A 20,171-nucleotide genomic window follows, 5' to 3' on the forward strand; every position below is an offset into this window, starting at 1 on the left:
AAAAAGAAGGGGTTTCTCGACGAGGACTTGACCCGTTTTTTTTTTTCTTACAATGTACCTAATCGGCAGGCAGGAAGAATTAAAATGTTGTTTGCTTGCCGAAAACTTATTTATAAGAGGTTTTGTATGAAAAAGGGTTTTACTTTGATAGAACTTTTAGTCGTAGTGTTAATCATTGGTATCTTGTCTGCCGTGGCTCTTCCGCAATATACAAAGTCCGTAGAGAAGGCACGCGCTTCCGAGGCGGTATCTATGATGAAAAGCCTTTCTGCCGGATTTGAAGAATATGTACTCGCCAACGGCACTTTGCCAAACAGTTTTGAAGAGTTGACCTTGCTTCCTTCCAACACAACCCCGGATGCTGACGGTTGTATTGCTAGTAAAAATTTTAGGTATTGTATCCAAAATGGCCCTCGCTTGCAATCTTGGCGCAAAGGCGGGGCTTATGATTGGCAGTATGGTTTTATTTGGTATTCTTCTATGCAAAATATAGGAACTGCTGGGAAAAAATTTTATTGTTATGTGCAAAAAAATTCTCAAGCGGATAAATTAAAGATTTGTCCCTCTTTGACTTCGGCCGCCAAAATACAGAGCCCTACAGCTTCCAATTTTGAATGGTACGCTTTAGATTAAATACGCTAGCGTTTTAGCGGAAGCGGCTTTACCGTCATTTTCTTTAATTCTTCGTCTATTGCTTTCTTCATGTTTTGGGTAACTAAATGAAAGGGAGGCACATTTGTCTGCAGGAATTCTTCCCATTTTTGGGCCATTTTGATGTTATCCTGAGCATATTCCAACACCCAACCGCCGGACGGCAGGAGCAGGTTGTATTTTTCCTGGTAGGCATGTAATGTTTTTTCGGCAATTTCTTGCATTTGTTGGCAGCGTTGAGGGTCTTTGGCCGAACAGGCTTCGTTTTGCCGGTGTTCCCGTTGGAAAATATAGTATTCGTTGGGGTTATCCCGGTTGTAGATATACACCGAGGCTTCACTGCGGGCTTGGAAACCTTCTTTTGTATTTACCATCACCGTTCCACCCCGGCCTAAAGGGGCGTCCCACACAAAATTAAATTCGTTATCCAAACGGGAGAACAAAAATACCGTCCGCCCTTTGGAATCCGTAATGTGGGCCTGTAACGGGAATTGCGCCGTATGGGAAATGGTCAATTTTAACGGGTTTTCGTAAGAGGGTAAATCTACCACAATTTCGTTATGGTGCGGAAATTCTGCGGGATAGGGTTTGTGTGCCAAAAAATCTTCAAAACTGTAGCGGGTGTGAGTCGCAAAAGAGGACGAAGGATTGGCACATTCGTTTTTAACTTGATGTACATAAAGGGTTTGGGGGTTGCGGGGGTCAATTTCCGTCAATGTATGCACGGGGCCTTGCGGGCAGTAAGTGAAAATGGTGCGCTTTCCGCGGTAGTCCGTTTGTTGGGTTTTGCGGTTTTGCATTTGTGCATTTAAGAAAGTGCGGTTTTCCCGGCAAAAAGAGGTGAATACAAAATCTTCTTGGGGGTAGAGACCCAAGTTCTTTTGGGCCAGATAAAGGGCATTTACGATGCCGTCCGCATCATCACAGGTAAGAGTGGGGGACTCGTTCATAATAGAATCTTGAATACCCGAACCGTAAGTACCGGCGGTTACCGGGTATTCTTGGGAGTACAAGTCCTCAAGCGACAGCGTGTGGCCTATCTCATGGAGAAAAATGGATTCAAACTTTTCGTTTTCCGGGTAAAAAATATACAGTATCCCGTTGGAAACGCAGGCGGCTCCGCCACAACGGCGGCGGACGGTTCGGGTATCCGCAAAAGCAATGCGTAAGTTTTCACCGGTGCGTTTGTAGCGGTAATTTTGTTTTTCGGCTCCAAACCGAATGGCCGGCAATAAGGGTTGGATTTGTTTTTCCTGCACGGAGCCGGGTTCTATACGGGTAAGTACATTTTTGAACCAAACCGTAAAGGACTCTTGCGCCAGCGCAAAAAAGCGTTCATCATGTTGTAAGTGACTTGAAGGGCTGTTTAAGTCGTACACGAAAAGAAAAACGGGCTTTTGTTGGGCAATGTTACCGATGAGGGAAGTATAAGTTTTCCCCTCGGTAGCCAAGGCAAAAGGCTCCCCGAACAGGCGAAGAGGCCACATACAAATACAACACAATAACAAAAGCGAGAATTTTTTCATAGTCATATTATAGTTAATATCCCCTCTTAAAAATAGGGGCAAAAGACCCACCTGTTCCTAGGTAGTAAGACCTATTTTTTATGAAGAAGAGCGTGGCTATTTTTTTATGTCGGGCATCTATAGAATTTACTAAAATATAATTATGAAGAAATCTACCCGTCGCAGTATGATGATGATAGCCTTTGCCAACGGTTTATTGGTGTTTGGTTACGGTCTTTCCCTTCCTTTTTTTACCATTTATCTTATTTCCCAACGCGGCCTTTCCCCTTCCTGGGCGGGTTTGATAATTGCTTTGGCGGGTTTATCTCGTTGTGTATCCAGTTTTATTAGCGGTGAATTGGCCGATTCCTTTGGTCGCAAATTTATCATGTTGTGGGGGTTGGCCCTCCAAGTAATCGCCATGTTTGCGTTGGGAATGTCTATTGAGTTTAATGCGCATATAGGGTGGATTTTAACCTGCCATGTGCTAACCACCTTTTTGGGGGCTTATTTCCGCCCGGTATCCAATGCGTGGGTAACGGATAATACAACCCCGAAAGAAAGAGTAGAGGCTTTCGGCATTATTCGTATCGGGCTCAATATCGGTTGGGCCTTGGGGCCTGCCGTGGGGGGATTTTTGGTAAGCCACTCGTATAGCCTGGCCTTTTGCTTAACGGCTCTGTTGTATGCGGTAACAACCTTGTATTTAAGCCGTTTGATTGAAGATAAACACATCCCCTGTAAAACGCGTAAACCCAGTTTTGTATCGGCTTTATTGTCCCTTAAGGATACGCGCTTGGCCAAAATTTGCTTTTTTGTTTTATTGATTACGGCCGTTAATTCCCAATTGGTGGTAGGGCTTTCTATCCATTGTAAGCAATATCTGCAAATGCCCGAAAATTACATTGGTTGGTTCTTTACCATTAACGGTTTAGTGGTTGTGTTTTTGCAATACTGGGCTACCAAATTGATGACCAAAATAAGACTGACTACTTCCATGCTTTTGGGGTGTTTATTATACGCAGTGGGATATGGTTCGGTCGGGTTTTTCGACACCTTTGTTTTAATCGGGGTGGGGGTGTTTTTTGCAGGGATCGGGGAACTGATTGTGGCTCCGGGCGAGCAAACTTTGGTATCCAATATTGCTTCGCGTGAAACGCGCGGGCGCTATTTGGGTATGTTAATGGTATTTTACAATCTGGGGTCTTCCGTCGGTTTTTTCTCTGCCGGGTTATTGGGGACTTATGTGGCCCCGCATTATTTGCCCGGCCCATGGTTGATTGTAGGGGCGGTGGCGGTCATTTCGGGCTTAGGTTTTTGGTCTATGCGTCGTGACCTTACCCCCGAAGAAAACGGAAAACCCGCAGAGTCTGTTTCCCGTTAAAAAGATATAATAAATTAAAATACGCTAGGAGACAAAAAATGAGAGGAATTATTTTTGCGCTTTTAACTTTTGTAGTCGGGGGGCTTATCGGGCTCGGTTTGGAAAAACTGGCCGGTATGCTCGGCGGTGAAATCGGCAGCGCGCTGACCCGCGTTTACGGCATCGGTATTCACCCGATTTCCTTGCACATTACCATTTGCGGAGCCATTGGTTTGGTGCTGGGATATTTGATTATTGCTAAATTTGTAAAGAAATAATATGCGTTTGATTTTGGCCTCCAAATCGCCGCGGCGAATTGAATTATTAAAAAAACTTGGCAAAGAGTTTGAAATTATCCCTTCCCAAGCGCCCGAACATACCGATTATAAACGCCCGTCCTTGCGGGTGAAAGACTTGGCGATAAAAAAGGCTTTTGAAGTATCCAAAAAATATCCCCAAGCCGTGGTAATCGGAGCCGATACTTTGGTGTATTGCAAAGGGGAAGTAATCGGCAAACCGAAAGATAAGGCCGATGCTTTGCGTATTTTGAAGAAATTAAACGCTTCCTGGCAAACCGTTTATACGGGTATTTGCATTATTTGTTTGGCCGAACAGAAAATGCTTTACGGGCATGATATGTCCAAATGTAAGGCCCGCCGTCTTTCGACGAAAGAATTGGAGGAATTGGCCGGGAAACACATGGACAAAGCCGGTGCCTATGCCGTGCAGGACAAGGACGACCGATTTATTGAAAAAATCGTCGGCAGCCGCACCAATGTGGTGGGCTTTCCGGTAGAATTTTTTGAAAAATTATTTAAGGAGTTTTTAGCATGATGACCGAAACCGATTTGTTAATTATTGGAGCCGGGCCCGCAGGTTGCAGTGCGGCTATTTATGCCGTGCGCGCGGGGGTGAAAACCGTTATTGCCGGCGGAGCGGCCCCCGGAGGGCAACTGTTGCAAACCAGCGATATTGAAAACTATGCCGGGTTTGTAAATCCTGTCGGCGGGTTTGAAATTATGGACGCCATGCACAAACAATGCAAACGCTTGGGGGTGGAATTTACCACGGATCAAGTGGTAAAAATCGAAGGCGAAAAAACACCCTTTACCGTTACTTGCGAAGGAGGAAAAACCTATCAAGCCAAAAGTATTGTGATTGCTACGGGTGCCAAAGCGCGTTGGCTGGGCCTTGCCGAAGAAGAAAAATTTAAGGGGCATGGTCTTTCTGCCTGTGCCACGTGCGACGGATTTTTTATGCGCGGTAAAAGCGTGTGCGTGGTAGGGGCGGGAACACGGCTTTTGAAGATGCGCTCTTTCTTTCCCAATTCTGCCCGAAAGTGTATTTAGTACACCGCCGTGATGCTTTCCGTGCCGACCAAGTAACGGTAGAAAAAGTAAAAAATACACCCAATATCGAACTGGTACTCAACAGCGTGCCCGCCCAACTGTTGGGGACGGACGCAGTAGAAGGCCTGAAAGTAAAAAATGTTCAAACGGGGGAAGAGAAGGAGTTGGCTTGCTCCGGCGTGTTTGTGGCTATCGGTGCCGTACCGCAGACGGATTTTTTGAAAGATTCTTTGGTGGCTCTGGCCGATAACGGCCTGGTGTTAGCCGACGAACGCACCCACACCACTTTGGAAGGAATTTTTGCCGCGGGTGATTGTGCTGACAAGTATTATCGCCAAGCCATTATTGCCGCGGGTTCCGGGGCGAAGGCCGGCATAGAGGCGGCGGCTTTTGTAAACCTGCATCGTTAGTTTTTAAGCAACAGAAAACTCCCTCCGTTCATGGGGGGAGTTTTTCTAACCCGAAAAAAACCTTGCGTGTGTGCGCAAGCCCGGTTATAATGAACGAAAGGGGGACTTATGCAAATTAAACGAGTCAATTTCAATTTTAATGCGGAACGGAATTTGGAAATTCTTTCCAAGGCTGCGTTTTTAACCACCAAATCCGGTAATAAAATAAACACCATGGTTATCGGTTGGGGTACGACTGGGGTAATGTGGCGTTTACCTGTGTTTATCGCTATGGTGCGTAAGTGTCGTTTTACCTATGAACTTTTGGAAAAATCGCGTGAATTTACGGTTACTTTCCCGTATGCAGACCTGCCCCAAGCCGTGCAACTTTGCGGCAGTAAATCCGGCCGGAATATGGATAAACTGGCCCTTTGCGGACTGAAGACATTACCCGGGCAAAAAATCGATACACCGGTGTTAGATGTGCCGGGTATGCATTATGAGTGCAAAATCGTTTACGACCGTTTAATGGGGGCCGAAAAATTGGATAAAGCCCTCAACGAACTGTGGTATAACAAAACGCCCGACGATTACCACGTCTTTTATATTGCGGAAATCGTGGACAGTTATTTAACCGATTAAAAAACTTATGCCCGGGGTTATCTATCCCCGGGATTTTTTTGTACAATACTTCTATGGACGATAAAAACTTTAAGAGCGGTTTTGCCGTATTAGCGGGCCTGCCCAACGCGGGTAAGTCCACTTTGTTAAACAATTTGGCCGGTGGTCTTTTGTCCGCCGTTACCTGTAAGCCTCAAACCACACGCCAAAATATTTTGGCCATTGCGGAAGGGGATAATTACCAGGTAGTGTTTGTGGATACCCCCGGGTTCTTAAAAGCGGAGTATAAGTTACAGCAGACCATGGCCGCCTGTGTGGATCGTGCCGTGGGAGAAGATGCCGATTTGGTGCTTTTTCTCGTTGATGCCGCCGCCGATTATGCCCAAAACGCCAAACTGGTAGAAAAATTAAAAACGCTTTATTGTCCTATATTCCTGATTCTTAACAAAACCGATTTGGTGCAAGATGATGCAGTGTTAGATGCGTTGGAAGCCCGCGTGAAAGAGGACTTGCCCGTTCGCCAAACTTTCCGTATTTCGGCCGCCAAAGGGGAGGGAACTGCCGCCTTGAAAGAGGCCGTAGTGGACGCGTTGCCCTTCAGCCCCGCCTATTTCCCCGCCGGTCAATGGACAGACCGTTGGGAACGCTTTTACGCGGCGGAATTTATCCGCGAACAGATTTTCCTTTTATACAAAAAAGAAATTCCTTACAGTACTTTTGTGGAAATTGAAACTTTTACGGAAGATTTAGGCCCCAAAAATTATATTCGGGCCAATATCCATGTGGAGCGCGAAAGCCAAAAACCCATTATTATCGGCAAAGGCGGTGCCGCGATAGCCCAACTTAGAAAGTCTGCCCAAAAGCGCTTGGAAGAGTTTTTGGGCCGCAAATATCGTTTGGAACTCAATGTAGTGGTATCGCCCGGGTGGCGTAACAGCAGTAAAATGCTGGAAAAATTCGGCTACATTGTAAAAGACGAAAAATAATCTTTTACTTTACATAAAAACCCCCGCTCAAAAAAGCGGGGGTTTTACGGTTAAATTAACGGTTGCGTAGTTGCCGCACAATTTCGTCTATCGTGTCCGTCAGTTTTCGGTATTCATCTGTTCCGTTTACATCTACAAAAGGAAAGCAGGCTATACGAAGAGAATTTTGCAAAACGGTCTTATATTTTTTCACGCCGTCGGCCAAATTTGGTAAACCGGTGGCCTGCAGGGCGGCGGAAATGTCGGTATCGCGCAACGAAGGGTCGGTAATTTGCAAGGTAAGTGTGGTAAAAGAGCGGAAGGCCTCTTGTTCTATCAAGGGTTTCAGATAGTCCGTTTTCGCGGCCCAACGGAGCAGAAAATCGGCATGTTGTTTACAGAGTTTTTCCATGGCGTTTAGGCCCCCGTGCGCGTTCATCCAGTTGCAGGCTTCATTTAACATATACAAATTGGTATTGCAGGGAGTGTTAACGGTTTGCACTTTTTCGCGGGCTAATTGGGCGGCTTGTTTTAAGTCCAAAATGTACGGTACGGTGCGATAGTCGGTTGTTTCTTCCAAGCGTTGCGCGGCCTTAGGGCTGAGAATAATTACACTCGTTCCGCCGCCTGCTCCAAAACATTTTTGCAAGGAAAAAACCATCACATCAAATTTGTTTGACGGCAACACGCGTCCGCCCACGCACGAAGTGGTATCCCAAGCAATCAGGGTGTCTTTGCCGCGTAAGTTCCAAGCATTTTCCAAGTATTCGTCAGGTATTTGAACCCCGGTGGAAGTTTCGTTGGGGGTGAGGAGCACCAAACTGGCATTGAAATCGGGTTTTTCCTTTGGGAAGAAGGCTCCTTCTTCGGGCGTGCGGATAGAACGGTGTACCGTCGGCCCTAAACGCGTGGCCAGTTTTTCGTTCCATAAATGGGAAAAGGCCCCGAAGGCAAGCCCTGAAATGGAATCTTTGGTTAAGTTCCACACAACGGCATCTAACGCGACGGTTGCTCCGCCGGGGAAGAAGATAACGGTGTAATCTTGCGGCAGGCCCAAAAGAAGGCGCAAATTGTCGGTCGTTTGTTTATAAAGCCCGTCGGTAGAAATATCGGCGGCGCGGTGGCTTCGTTCAAAAAAAGTTTTGTGTAACGGGGTTTGGCGCACGGCCTCTAACCCTTGGCTGGGGCCGCAGGCGAAGGTAACGGATGGTAATTGCTTGGGGTCTAAGGCTATTTTCATAAAGTCCTTCTGTGCCGTGTGATTTTATTATTTTAGCAAAACTGAACAATAAAAGGGCGGGTTCCCCGTGAAAAGAACCCGCCTTGAGGTTACGACTAATTACCCCGGGTTCGGCTCCCGGAGCCAGCAGAAAGCGTATGTAGAACGGTTTTAGCAATTAAAACTGCGCTTAATAATACTGCGCACAATGCCTTCCACGCGGAACGAATCGCGGTCTGCCACTATCGGGTTATAGGAAGGGTTTTCGGACTGTAAAATCACATTTTCGCCGTCCTGCGTAAAACGCTTTACCATTACTTCGCCGTTGTTAACGCATACAACCACATCTTTATTTTGGGGTTGGTGGCTTTGCTCTACAATCAGCCAATCGTGCGGAGCAATCAGGCTTTCCATGGAATTGCCCTTGGCTTCCACCATAAAACCTTTGCAGGCGGGAAAATAAATCATGCTGGGGTCCACGGGCACGATACGGGTGGGGGTGCCGTCCAAAATAGTCCCTTCGGGGCCGCATTTGGCCATGCCGTACATTTTAAGATAAATTACATTTCTTTCCGGGTCTTTTAAGATAATGTAATCGCGCGGGTTGGCCGGGTTGCGCTTTAGATAACCCTTTTTTTCTAACTGTTTAATGTGATGAAAAACCACACTTTTTCCGCTTACATTGAGGCGTTCTGCCAGTTCTTCCATGGTTAGCGGATCGGAAATATGGGTGCGTAAAATTTCCAACAATTCGGTTTGTTTGGGGTGTAACGCTTTCATTTTGTCATCTCCTTTGTTTTGTTTCCGTTCTATACTATGTTCTATAATTTTTTATTAAAAAAGTAAAGACAATTTTGAAAACATATAAAATATAAGCATTTTTTATTTTAAGAATTATTTTATTTGTTCTATATAAGTAGAACAAATCAGTTGAAAAATAACGCGTTTTATGCTTTTTTGAAAGGGGCCGCCCGGTGGGGGAAAAGGTAGTTTTTGTTAATAAAAGAAAGAGAAAAATGAAAAGACTTGACCCGTTTTTTTGTTACAATGTACCTAATCGGCAGGCAGGAAGAACTGAAATGTTGCTTGTTTGCTGAAAACCAGTTTATAAGAGGTTTTGTATGAAAAAGGGTTTTACTTTGATAGAACTTTTGGTTGTAGTGCTAATTATTGGTATATTGACAGCGGTGGCTCTTCCGAAGTATCAAGTGGCGGTTGGGAAAGCACAGGCTATTGGTATTATTCAGAGGTTAAATTCTATTAATAAAGCCCAGCAACTTTATTATTTGGCTAATGGGGCATATGCAACTGAGTGGGAAGATTTAGATATAGACTTACAGGGACATACTGTTTCTCACAACAGAAATCTATATTTTTCAGATAACAGTTATTGTATTCCAATGCCAACGGGGCTTAATTCGGCTCGGTGTTATATTGGCTCTAAGAAAGTTGTTTCATATCTAAAACTGGAAATTTATTTTGCACCTCAAACATTTACCAAGAATAAAAAAATAGAATGTGGTGCTTTGCCTGATGAACCATTGGCACAAAAAATTTGTAAAGCGTTGATTTTAGATCATAGCATCACCCAATCGGATTGTGGCTCTGCTGTGTGTAATTATACTTTAGAAAAATACTAATAATCTAAATAAAAAACCCCCGATTTTCGTCGGGGGTTTTGTTTTTGTAATACAAACTTAGTTGTTGGTGATTTCCAATTCCACGCGGCGGTTTTGATAGCGGCCCGCGGCGGTTTTGTTGGTGGCAACCGGGTTGGCTTCGCCGTAACCGATGAAGGTTACATTTTTTGCCGGTACGCCGTCTCTTACCAATTCCATGGCAACCGCTTTGGCACGGCGTTGGGAAAGGTCAATGTTGTAGTTGGCATCACCGTACGAATCGGTATAGCCGGCTACGCGCACTTTGGCGTTGGGGTATTTTTTCAAAGCATCAGCCGTCTTTTTGATTTGATCCAAAGAAGATTCGGCGATAACATCGCTGTTGTAATTGAAGTTAATCGGTTCTTTATAGGAAAGAACGGTTCTGCCGGCGGTTTGGGTTTTTACGGAAGCCACTTCGGCAAAATCTTTTTCTTCTACGGCTTTGGGGGCCGGTTTTTCAGCCGGTTTGGCGGCTTCTTTTTTGACAGGTTCTTGTTTTACGGTTTCTTTGGCCGCGGGTTTAGCGGCGGTGGTGTTGCATTTGGTGCAGGTGTTCGTGCAGTGGCAGGCACCCAAGAACAAAGCACCCATTAAAACGACGGCTACTTTTTTCATTTTTGCTTTCTCCTGTTGAGTCTCACTTTCTATTCTAATTCTACAATATTCTACACTCGGGTGTTCCCTTTTTTTTCATTAAAGCCCGATACAATAAATAAACGGGTTTTTGAAGTTTGGGGTGCACATACTCCGGCAGAATATAAGAAAGGGGTTTTAATACAAATTCCCGCTCGTGCAAACGCGGGTGGGGGATAAAGAGCATATACTCGTCATCATCTTCAAAGACGATTTGGTCGTCATAAAATAAAATATCCAGGTCAATCACGCGCGGCCCGTCCTTAAAAGTAGGTACGCGGCCCAGTTTGGTTTCCAGGGCTTTTAATTTTTTAAGTAAATCGAGCGGTTTGTACGGCGTACTTAAAATCAGCACCGTATTTACAAAATCGGGTTGGTTGGGGAACCCTTCGGGCTTGGACACAATGTAGGGGGCCACCTCTTTAACGGTGCCCAAATCGGCCAGGGCTTTTACGGCGCGGTCTATATTTTCTTTGGCGGGAGCAATGTTGCTTCCCAAAGCAAGAACGGCTTGAGCCATATTATTCTTCTCCTCTGTATTCAATCCAGCGGTCACTTTCTTCGGCTACTTTTACGCTGTACACAAAAGGGAACTTCGCCTGTACCCGTTCAAACAACCAAATGGCCAAGGTTTCGGTAGTCGGGTTGGAAAATAAAGAGTTCAAATCGGCATGGTGCAAGCGGGTATTTATTTTATGTGTAAAAAAATCTTGTAATACCCGAAAATCAATTAAATATCCTTCCTCGTTTAAGGGGCCGTGGAAGGTAATTTCGTAGTGAAAATTATGCTCGTGAGAGGCTTCCGCCAAGGTGCCGCCGTGTCCGTGGCGGGCGGCAAACTGACCGCACTGGGTAAGATAAACTTTTTTCATTTTGAAGACTCCAATTCTTGGTAAAAATTGATGATTTTGCGTGTCTCTTTTACGTCGTGCACACGCAGAATATCGGCCCCGCCTTGCAAGGCCACTAAATTGGCGGCCAATGTTTGGGCTTTGCGTTTGGGGGCGCCTTCGCACTTTTGGCTTAAAAAGGTTTTTCGCGAGAGACCCGCAAGCATTTGTACGCCCAGTTCTTTGAACTCGCTCAGATGCTTTAAGAGTTGGTAATTTTGCGCGCGTGTTTTGGCAAAACCAAAACCCACATCAATAATAATTTGCTCTTTGGTAAGGCCGAATTTTTCGGCTTGGGCAATTTTAGCGGCGAGAAAAGTTTTTACTTCGCCGATTAAATCTGCATAGTCGGTATGTTCCTGCATGGTTTGCGGCGTTCCGCGCGTGTGCATGAGCACAATTTGGGCCTTAAAATCTTTAATCAGTCGGAACATATCCGTGTCGGGCGTACCGCTGACATCATTGATGATGCATATGCCCTGCTTGAGCCCTTGCTCGGCCACGGGAAGTTTTACCGTATCTAAAGAGAGGGGAATTTTCGGCCAATTCTTTTTTGCAGCCGTAATAACCGGGAGCACGCGGGAAAGTTCTTCTTCGGCGGATACGGGGGTTGCCCCCGGGCGGGTAGATTCTCCGCCGATATCAAGCATATCGGCCCCGCTTTGCACATATTCCTGGCACTTCGCTACCAGGGCCGGCAGGTTATTTTGCGGGTTTCCGTCAAAAAAAGAATCGGGCGTGGCATTTACAATGCCCATGAGTTTTGCGGTCATAAAAGATTATTTAATCATTTCCAAAAATTCACTGCGAACTTCCAACTTTTTGAACGCGCCGCGAATAGCACTGGTTACCATAACGGCGTTGTGTTTTTCGATACCGCGGGAACTGATGCACATATGCTTGGCTTTGCATACCACCATCACACCGTGCGGCTCCAAGGTTTCCATTAAGCTGTCGGCAATTTCCGCCACCAGTTTTTCTTGGATTTGCAAGCGCCTTGCGAACACTTCCACCAAACGGGCCAATTTGGATATACCGAGCACGCGGCCTTTGGGTAAGTAGCCAATGCTGATGGTGCCGAAGAAAGGTTGAAGGTGGTGTTCGCAGGTAGAATAAAATTCAATATCTTTCAGGACGACCATTTCTTCGCAAGAACCTTCCGTAAAGGTTTTAAGCACATCTTGCGGTTTCATTTTGTAACCGCCGTAAAGTTTTTTCCAACTGCGTAAAATGCGGTGGGGGGTTTCCAATAAACCTTCGCGGGCCGGATCGTCGCCGATATAGGCTAAAATTTCGCGCAGATTATTTAGAATTTTTTCTTCGGTTAACGAATGTTTATCAGTTTGTGCGTTTGCAGGCTTAACCGCGCGGCGGGATGTTTTTTTAACAGTTTTACGCATAGGGCTATATTCTCCTGTAAGTTACTTTCGGGTTGTAGATAAATTTGTGTTTTGTCGTTTTCGTAATTATAGTATTTTTCCAAATCGGCAAGGTCGGTTTCTTGGCCTACTACGATTTTGATAACATCGGCCTTTTTCAGCATTTCCTGGCTGACATATTTTTTGGGCGAAACGCAGACAAAATCTGCCCGGCTTACATCGCAATCGTGCGCGCCGTTTGTTTCCAAGTGGACGCAATATCCGGCCGATTTTAAGGCGGCAATGAGGGAGGGCAAATCTTGTTCGGCAGGTTCTCCGCCCGTAATTACCACCGTTTTGCAGGGGTATTCGGCCAAGGCCACAAGCACTTGCAGGGAGTTCATTTCTTCCCCTGTTTGGAAGGCGTATTTGGTATCGCAAAAAGAACAACCCATGGTGCAACCTGCTAGACGCAAAAATACGGCGGGCATACCGGTATGGCGGCCCTCGCCTTGGATAGAATAGAAGATTTCGTTAACCTTCCACGATGGCTGCGGCATTGTCGCTCTCCCAAATTTCCAAGGTTTTAAGCGTTAAATTCATTTGGGCGAGTTCCGCTCCGATTTTTTGGAACAGAAACTGGGCCAAGTTTTCCGCGGTGGGGTTTTCTACCCAGTCGTTTAAGAGTTGATGGTCGGGCAGGTTTTCGTCCAATAATTTTTTGATTACTTTGAAATCGCATACCATACCGTCTTCTTTTACGGGCCCTTCAATGACAAAAACGGCTTTCCAGGTATGTCCGTGCAAATCGTGGCAGGGGCCGTCGTAATGCGGAAGGCGGTGGGCCGAACTAAAAGAACGAATCAGTTTAATAAGCATCTATTTCTCCTCGGTTAAAGTGTTGAAAATTTGTTGCACATAAATGATGCATAAAATCACTTGAGCCAGCGTAAAAAGCGGAATATAGAACCACAGGCGCACATACCAAAGCGCGCAAAAGGGGCCTAAGATAAAAAACGCCCATTTGAAAATGGCCGCGCGGGGGATAAAAAGGCCGCCGAGCAACTTAAAGAAAAGCCCTACCGCCGAGGCTACACAAAAACCGAATAGAAGAACAAAGGGGATAATCATTAGGCTTGCCATAAACGAAATGGCACTGAGCGAAAATTCCAACGTATCCTGTTGTTTAGCCAAGAACTCTTGTGTGGTGGTGAAAGTGGCCTCTGCGGGAATAGGTTGGGCTTGTACTCCGGCCGAAGTGGGCATATACATTTGGTTCCCGGTTACCAACATCAGTATCCCTTTTTCCGCCATTTCGCTCTGTGTCGGAGGGACTTGGCGTGCGGCATCGAAAACAATTCGAAAATCAGTTTGGGGAATTGTAACGGATAAAGGCTCTTGCGGAGCGGTAAGCACCCCTTTTTCAAAGGTAACCTGCGGGAAGTTTTTTAGTAAAACGGGTAAGTTTTTTTCAATGTGGTGGTCAGCCGCAAAATGAAAAACAAGTACGGAAAGCAAAAACAAATACACGCCAAACGCTATCATCTGCTTGCGGGAAGCAAACAAGAGGCGTTTGTAAAAACTAAAAGAAAAAATCGTTTTGAAATGTAACCACAACATACTTAAATTATACCAAGTTTAGCCCCGGAGCCGTTTGGAAGATTGCCCGGTTTCATCTACTTGGCTTGGCAAGAAACGTCCGCGCCTAAAAAGAAAAATTGATTTTTCTTAAACACGCACGAAAGTTTTTGGGAACGGGGCGAGCCCGAAGGGGCATCGGGAAGAGATTTAAGGCAGGCAATGCGGGTGCAGGAATAGGTTTCCGCGCATTGGGTAAAAGAGGAAGACGGATAGTTGGCAATAAACCAGGAAAAGTCCAAATTGTATTTTAATTCTTGTAAAAAATTTTCACAGGTAAGGGTGTCGAACGGGCAGGAGGGCTCGGCGGTTGTGTTTTCTTCGGTCAATTTTTCATCCAACAGGGTGTAGCGTTCTTGAGCTATCGGGGTTCCTTGCACAAGGTATACATCAAAACATGAGAAGTCTTCCCCGTTGTTTTTGCTGCAGGTAAAAGGTTTTAGGATATCATGCCCGAGGCAGGTATCCTCCACCAACGAAGCATCAACCGACAGATACTGCGGTGTTTGGCGTACTGTTTTTAGTTTTGGGGAACTTCCTGCTAAATAAAAAGTTCCCAACAGGCAACACAAAATAAGTAAATTTTTTTTCATGCCTTCTGCTCCCGTCTCTTACGGATAGTCTAGCGGGGGGAAAGATTTTTCCCCAGGGAAAAATAGGGTTAGAATCTTTCCCGAACGCACGCACTCGCTCGCGCGTTCGGTTTTGTATTGCAAGTGTGGACGGAATTTATTAGTATATAATCGTAGCACTATCTTTCTGCTGAAAATGAGGGATTATGTCTAATAAATTATTTTCGTTTTTTTCTAAAGATGCCGAACCGACTACCGAACCCGTTAAAACCCTAACCCCGGAGATGTATGCCTTTTTGGAGCATTTCCCCACAGCTGTGCTTTTATTGGAAAACAGCGGTAAAATCGTTTTTGCCAATATGGCTGCATCGGCTTTACTGCGCACGAAAGTTTCCGCTCTTACTTCTTCCACGGTAGATCGTTTCGGCCTTACCATGACCCAGGTGCGTTCTATGACAGACGCCCAAAACCCTCAAAAAATGGTGCATGAAGTGGTAACTACGGATGCCGATTCCCTGACGGTCAGCGTAGGGGCCACCATTTTGGCTTCCACGCCGTTTATCATGCTTACCTTGGAAGATGTTCCTCATTTTCAGCAACTAAAAGAAGAAAAGGCCTTCTTTGCCTCTATCTTAAATAAAGAGCCGCAAGCGATAGTGGTGCAAAACTTTGCCGGCATCTGCGTATTTTGGAACAAACACGCGGAAGAACTTTTCGGCCATAAAGTCGAACAGGTGGAGGGCAAATCTATTTACGACTTATTGCCCAAAGAAATGGAGCAAGCCGTCCGCCGTTTAGACGAAGAACTCCGCAAAAAACAGGAATCTCGCCGTGATGTGCAGTTTTCTTGTAAAAAAGAAGACGGGAAAGACCGGGTGCTTTCCGTGGATAAAGAGATTATTCCCGGCCCGGACGGAAAACCGCGCTACATTTTAAGCCTGTTTGACGATGTAACGGAGCGTAGCGAAAAGGAGCATGTGTTGTCTCAAAAACAAATTTTGTTGCAGGCTATTTTGGACAACGTCCCCTTAGGGCTTTACACACGCGACAACAAAGGTGTGATGACCTACTTTAACAAGCAAAGCATGAAGGTGCTTAACGAAGCAGACCCCACCCGCACGGATAAACCCCATGCCTTGCAATCGCCCGACCAAGTGGAATTTCACCGCATACGCGAAGCGCAAATTTTGCAAGAAGGTAAACGCCGCGATTTTCCGGAAGAGATATATACGGACGCGGAAGGCAACAAAATTATCCTGCACATGATTAAAGTTCCGTTGTGGGACGCGGGCCCGAACCCGGTAGTGCTGACCATTGTGGAGGATATCACGGCGCGCCGCTTGCAAGAAAAAGAAATCAAGCGCGTAAACGGCCTTCTCTCCGCTATTCTGCAAAATGCTCCGATGGGCTTGTATGCGCGCACGGCGGACGGCCGCATGTTGTTACGCAACCGCAAATGTGCGGATTTGTTTGGGGAAGAAACGGAATCCGCTTTTGATTCTACCGGTAAACTCCCGCACGAAACAGAGGAACAGGTAAATGCGTATGTAGCCCGTGAGCAGGAACTGTTGAGAAGCGGACAAATCATTGATATTCCCGAGGAACCTTATGTTACTGCCGCCGGAGAAGAACGCCTGCTCCACCTCATTAAAGTTCCCGTAAAAGAAGAATCCGGGCAAGAATCGTTTGTGGTAACCATGGTGGAAGATGTAACGGAAAAACGTGCGCAAGAACGCAGTTTGATTGAAACCAAGAACTCTCTGCAAACTATTTTGGAATATGTGCCTGTGGCCATTTATGCCCGCAAAGTGGACGATACGCTTTGCTACATTAACCGCCGCGCGCATGAAATTTTCCCGGACGAAAGAGAATATGTCGCCAAGGACGACTTCTACGGACAACGCGAGAAAAACATCTTCAAAGAAGGGAAAGTGTTGGAATTCCCGGAAGAGTGGTACACCACCTTGCGCGGGGATAAAATTTTGTTACACCTCATCAAAGCCCCTGTATTTGATAAAGAAGGAAACCCCTTCATGGTGCTGACCGTAGCGGAAGACATTACCGAGAAAAAGCAACAGGAAAAAGCCATCGTGGATGCCAAAAACTTCCTGCAGACGGTTATTGACCAATTGCCTCTTTCGTTGTCGGTTAAAAACTACGACGGTAAATATATCTTATGGAACAAGAAAAGTGAAGACTTGTTCGGTGTAGGTGCGGCGGATGTAATCGGTCGTACCTCTTATCGGGCCGATATCAACAGGGAGCAAGCGGAATTTTTGCGCGAATCGGACTTGCGTGTGTTTGAAAACAAAAAAGAGCAGGATATCCCGCAAGAACTTATTTCTACCGCTGCTGACGGCGTAAAAATTATGCATACCGTTAAAACCCCGGTGTTTAATTCGGACGGCACCCCGAACTGCTTGCTTGTCGTGTCTGAAGATATCACCGCCAAAACCCGCATGGAAAAACAGATTCGCGAAGCAAGCGATAAAAATACACTCTTGGTAGAAAACGCGCGGGAAGGGATTGTTATTTTAGATGACGGAAAAATTATTTACACCAACCGCGCCTTCTGCCATATTTTAGGTTACGAAGACCCCGCGGATATCAAAGGCCAAGCCCTGCTGGACTTTGCCGCAGAAGACCACCGCCCCTTCCTTAAGGATAAATGTGATTCCGTCTTGGCCGGGGCGGATAACGCCTCCAACGCCATGGAAGTACATTTTGTAAAGAAGAAAGGAGGCGAGGTAGAGGCCGAGTTTGCCGCCGTTGCCAGCAAATACCTGGGCCGCCGTATTACCCTGTGCTTCGTGCGCGATGTAACCACCTCCAACCGTATGCTGCGCGATATGAAGACGGAGCGCGAATCGTTGCGTTCGGCGTTCGAAAAGAGCATCACCCCGTCTTTTATCCTTTCCAGTAAAGGTTATATTACGGTAATGAACGAAGCCTGCCGCAATTTGTTCGGTTTTACGGAAACAGACAAAAAGTTCTACCGCAATGTGTATATCAAACCGGCGATTCGCCTGGCGGTTCGCAAGAATCTCAAAATGGGTCAGCCCGCTCAAATGGACTATACCTTTGATTTCGAACGTGCCGCAGAAAAATTCCCCGGCCGCATTGAAGGAACGGGCCAACTGCATCTTTTGGCCAATTTTGTGCCGATAAACAAGCGCGATACCAAGGATGGCACGGTAGAAGCAGACTACATTGTTTTTTTAGAGAAAAAGGAACCGAAGGACGAGCCTGAACCGCCCTCCTCGGTACCTCCTGCGCCTAAACCCCCGGTTGCCCCGGTTGAAGAACCCAAAGCACCGGTCGTTTTACCACCTCCACCGCCGGAAAAGCCCCAACAAGCGCCGGCGGCGCTTTCTTCTCACGCACGGGAAACTTTAGTGCTCCCCAACAGCGAGCCCTATGCGCTTTGCTCCAAAGATTTCAAAATACTTTCCTGCAACGCGCTTTTTCGTTCTTTGTGCCAACTGGAAGAAAACGAACTGATCGGTCAGCCGATTATGTATGTTTTCCATAGCGATTTTCAAGCAGCTCTTACGCAAGATTTATTCACTCTTTCTGCGGACGGGGCTATTTCCAACCGGGAATACCGGCTTAACCTGGCCAGCGGGTTGGAAAGCACTTCCGTCCGGGTCAGCGCGGTAAAGGAAGCGGACGGGCGGTATTTGTTTGTGTTGCGCAATTTGGCTTTTCATCAGCAAATTATGCGTATTTTGGAAGAACGCTCCGCTCAACTCAATGCTTTATTGGAAGCGACGGACGGCATTGTTTTTTCCGTTTGGTTTGAAAAAGACCGTTTCGGCCAAATTGAACAAGCCAATAAATTTCTTTCCCGCAAACTGGGCTATTCGCACGAAGAATTGGTGCGGATGTCTTTTGCCGATCTCTTTACAAACGGGGAAGGGGCGGCTGCTAACCCGGCCCAAGTATTAGCCCAAGCAGAAGGGGAACTTGCCTCTCATGGCAAAACTTCCTTCCGCTTGCCGGTGCGTAAAAAAGACGGCGAAGTGTTTGAAGCACAAGTGATGCTTAGCGCATTGGATCTCCCTTCCAAAGATGCCGCTTTGGTAATTATTTACGATCTTTTCCAGCAACTCGACCGTGTGGCCAAAGATTCCAAAGAAGCCAAAGAACTCAAATGTGTCCGCCAAGCGTTGCCGGGGTTGTACTTAAAAACGGATAGCGAAGGGTTGGCCTTGGAAGTATATTCCAATTTAGATTATTTGGATAACGAACAAACGCAGGATATCTTTTTGGACAGATTCCCCGGTCAGTATTGGTCTGCGGAAACTGCTTCGCGGGCACTTTTTGCCATTAAAGAGGCGTTGTCTATCAATGTGAGTACTCGGTTTGAATTTGAGTGGGAAGTATCCGGTAAGGTTCGCTATTACGAAGTACTTGTTACACCTATTTCCGGGTGCGGAGAAGCGGTACTGTGGATAAAAGATGTATCGGGCAAACACGCCTATGACGAAAAAGTGCACGAACTTTACCGCATTACACGCGAACCGGGCCTTTCCCTTACCGAACAGGTGGAAAAGATTTTGGCTTTCGGGCGTAAAATTTTCCGCAGTGATGTGGGGCTGGTGTTGCGTTTCCACAAAAATCGGGAGCAGTTGGAAAGTATGGTGGCATATGCTACCAAAAACGATTTGCATTTAGAACGCCATATGGAGTTTGCCGTAGAAGAGTGCTTGACCGATGTAGCCGACGGAAATGTAGTGTTAATTTCCGACGGGGAAGCCCTTTCCTGTACGCGTTGTTTGCACAAAGCCAAAGGGTTAAATGCTCTTTTAGCCGCTCCTTTATATATGGGGGGAAAGGTTACCGGGGCGCTTTGTTTTGCTTCTCAGGAACCGTGCCGCAATTTCCCGGAAGGAGCCGAGGAGTTAATCGGCATTATGGCGCGCATTTTAAGCCTTCGTTTGGAACTGCGCCAAACGGGTAAAATGTTAAGCGAAGCCTCGCGTTCCTTGGCAAAAACCCTGGAATATGTGGAAATGCCGGCTGTTATTATTGGGCTTGACTATCATGTCACCTTTGTAAACCATGCCATGTTGCGCATTACCGGCAGACGAACGAGTAATATGTTAGGGAGAGATTTTTTCGAAGAAGTTATTCGCAATGATGACCTTTCTAAACAAATGTTCAAGGCGGCGGAAAAATCTTCTACCGCGCAGGCTTTCCAAGTGCGGTTAGATTTACTGCGCGAAAATGGTCTCTACGAAGATACTCCGTGGGACGTTTTTGTGTGCAAAAATGCAGAGGGGAAAGTGGACGGTTATGCTTTAATAGCCTCTGCTGTATAAAATTTTGGCTATTTGCCCCTTGTTTTTTGGGGA

Annotated in this window: 22 protein-coding genes; 10 read left to right on the forward strand and 12 right to left on the reverse strand. The window is 46.2% G+C overall.

What is annotated here, in order from left to right; genetic code table 11:
* Positions 1-126 precede the first annotated feature (126 nt).
* Positions 127-633: a prepilin-type N-terminal cleavage/methylation domain-containing protein gene (locus E7027_05940; GenBank protein ID MBE6421645.1), complete on the forward strand. Its 507-nt coding sequence runs from the start codon at positions 127-129 to the stop codon at positions 631-633.
* Between the two features lie 5 nt (positions 634-638).
* Here E7027_05940 and E7027_05945 read toward each other — a convergent pair whose 3' ends face one another.
* Positions 639-2,183, reverse strand: coding sequence for a hypothetical protein (locus E7027_05945; GenBank protein MBE6421646.1), 1,545 nt, complete (start codon positions 2,181-2,183; stop codon positions 639-641).
* A gap of 136 nt (positions 2,184-2,319) precedes the next feature.
* On the opposite strand from E7027_05945, the gene E7027_05950 reads away from it, so the two are divergent.
* The 7 genes from E7027_05950 to E7027_05980 all read left to right on the forward strand — a co-directional run bounded on the left by E7027_05950 (position 2,320) and on the right by E7027_05980 (position 6,864).
* Positions 2,320-3,540 carry an MFS transporter gene (locus tag E7027_05950; GenBank protein MBE6421647.1) on the forward strand — a complete coding sequence of 407 codons (1,221 nt, stop codon included), beginning with the start codon at positions 2,320-2,322 and terminating at the stop codon, positions 3,538-3,540.
* A 38-nt stretch (positions 3,541-3,578) separates the two neighbouring features.
* Positions 3,579-3,797, forward strand: a complete 219-nt coding sequence (locus tag E7027_05955) for a hypothetical protein (GenBank protein ID MBE6421648.1) — start codon at positions 3,579-3,581, stop codon at positions 3,795-3,797.
* Between the two features lies 1 nt (position 3,798).
* On the forward strand, positions 3,799-4,353 hold the full coding sequence (gene maf / locus E7027_05960; GenBank protein MBE6421649.1) for a septum formation protein Maf: 555 nt from the start codon (positions 3,799-3,801) through the stop codon (positions 4,351-4,353).
* Positions 4,350-4,868, forward strand: a complete 519-nt coding sequence (locus E7027_05965) for a hypothetical protein (protein MBE6421650.1) — start codon at positions 4,350-4,352, stop codon at positions 4,866-4,868. Before maf ends, E7027_05965 begins: the two co-directional genes overlap by 4 nt.
* Positions 4,793-5,278: a hypothetical protein gene (locus tag E7027_05970; protein MBE6421651.1), complete on the forward strand. Its 486-nt coding sequence runs from the start codon at positions 4,793-4,795 to the stop codon at positions 5,276-5,278. The genes E7027_05965 and E7027_05970 overlap by 76 nt, the downstream gene beginning before the upstream one ends.
* A gap of 114 nt (positions 5,279-5,392) precedes the next feature.
* Positions 5,393-5,899: a flavin reductase family protein gene (locus E7027_05975; protein ID MBE6421652.1), complete on the forward strand. Its 507-nt coding sequence runs from the start codon at positions 5,393-5,395 to the stop codon at positions 5,897-5,899.
* 53 nt (positions 5,900-5,952) lie between these two features.
* On the forward strand, positions 5,953-6,864 hold the full coding sequence (locus E7027_05980; GenBank protein MBE6421653.1) for a GTPase Era: 912 nt from the start codon (positions 5,953-5,955) through the stop codon (positions 6,862-6,864).
* A 55-nt stretch (positions 6,865-6,919) separates the two neighbouring features.
* Here the strand turns inward: E7027_05980 and E7027_05985 are convergent, their stop codons facing one another.
* Positions 6,920-8,083 (reverse strand): aminotransferase class V-fold PLP-dependent enzyme, encoded by a 1,164-nt coding sequence (locus tag E7027_05985; protein MBE6421654.1) that lies wholly within the window; start codon positions 8,081-8,083, stop codon positions 6,920-6,922.
* 150 nt (positions 8,084-8,233) lie between these two features.
* Complete coding sequence (locus E7027_05990) at positions 8,234-8,842, reverse strand: MarR family transcriptional regulator (GenBank protein MBE6421655.1); 609 nt, start codon at positions 8,840-8,842, stop codon at positions 8,234-8,236.
* A gap of 341 nt (positions 8,843-9,183) precedes the next feature.
* Here E7027_05990 and E7027_05995 point away from each other — a divergent pair, with 341 nt between their 5' ends.
* Complete coding sequence (locus E7027_05995) at positions 9,184-9,702, forward strand: type II secretion system protein (protein ID MBE6421656.1); 519 nt, start codon at positions 9,184-9,186, stop codon at positions 9,700-9,702.
* Between the two features lie 57 nt (positions 9,703-9,759).
* On the opposite strand, the gene E7027_06000 is transcribed toward E7027_05995, so the two are convergent.
* From E7027_06000 to E7027_06040, 9 genes are read right to left on the reverse strand one after another with little or no spacing between them, the layout of a single operon-like run.
* A complete protein-coding gene (locus E7027_06000; GenBank protein MBE6421657.1) occupies positions 9,760-10,338 on the reverse strand; it encodes a hypothetical protein in 579 nt (192 codons plus the stop codon).
* 40 nt (positions 10,339-10,378) lie between these two features.
* On the reverse strand, positions 10,379-10,876 hold the full coding sequence (gene folK / locus E7027_06005) for a 2-amino-4-hydroxy-6-hydroxymethyldihydropteridine diphosphokinase (GenBank protein MBE6421658.1): 498 nt from the start codon (positions 10,874-10,876) through the stop codon (positions 10,379-10,381).
* Between the two features lies 1 nt (position 10,877).
* Entirely contained in the window at positions 10,878-11,228 is a 351-nt protein-coding gene (locus E7027_06010) for a hypothetical protein (GenBank protein MBE6421659.1), read from the reverse strand.
* Positions 11,225-12,019, reverse strand: coding sequence for a dihydropteroate synthase (gene folP, locus E7027_06015; protein MBE6421660.1), 795 nt, complete (start codon positions 12,017-12,019; stop codon positions 11,225-11,227). The genes E7027_06010 and folP overlap by 4 nt, the downstream gene beginning before the upstream one ends.
* Positions 12,020-12,025: 6 nt before the next feature.
* Positions 12,026-12,646, reverse strand: a complete 621-nt coding sequence (folE, locus tag E7027_06020; GenBank protein ID MBE6421661.1) for a GTP cyclohydrolase I FolE — start codon at positions 12,644-12,646, stop codon at positions 12,026-12,028.
* The gene (locus E7027_06025; GenBank protein ID MBE6421662.1) at positions 12,571-13,164 is read right to left on the reverse strand and encodes a 7-carboxy-7-deazaguanine synthase QueE; all 594 of its coding nucleotides are present in this window, start codon (positions 13,162-13,164) and stop codon (positions 12,571-12,573) included. Before E7027_06025 ends, folE begins: the two co-directional genes overlap by 76 nt.
* On the reverse strand, positions 13,139-13,483 hold the full coding sequence (locus E7027_06030; protein MBE6421663.1) for a 6-carboxytetrahydropterin synthase: 345 nt from the start codon (positions 13,481-13,483) through the stop codon (positions 13,139-13,141). Before E7027_06030 ends, E7027_06025 begins: the two co-directional genes overlap by 26 nt.
* Positions 13,484-14,224 carry a DUF1189 domain-containing protein gene (locus E7027_06035; GenBank protein ID MBE6421664.1) on the reverse strand — a complete coding sequence of 247 codons (741 nt, stop codon included), beginning with the start codon at positions 14,222-14,224 and terminating at the stop codon, positions 13,484-13,486. It abuts the gene before it with no gap.
* Positions 14,225-14,280: 56 nt separating this feature from the next.
* Entirely contained in the window at positions 14,281-14,835 is a 555-nt protein-coding gene (locus tag E7027_06040; GenBank protein ID MBE6421665.1) for a hypothetical protein, read from the reverse strand.
* 185 nt (positions 14,836-15,020) lie between these two features.
* Between E7027_06040 and E7027_06045 the strand changes: the two genes are divergently transcribed.
* Complete coding sequence (locus E7027_06045) at positions 15,021-20,138, forward strand: PAS domain S-box protein (GenBank protein ID MBE6421666.1); 5,118 nt, start codon at positions 15,021-15,023, stop codon at positions 20,136-20,138.
* The last annotated feature ends 33 nt before the right edge of the window (positions 20,139-20,171 follow it).

This window comes from Elusimicrobium sp. (assembly GCA_015062115.1).
In the GTDB taxonomy this organism is placed as follows: domain Bacteria; phylum Elusimicrobiota; class Elusimicrobia; order Elusimicrobiales; family Elusimicrobiaceae; genus Avelusimicrobium.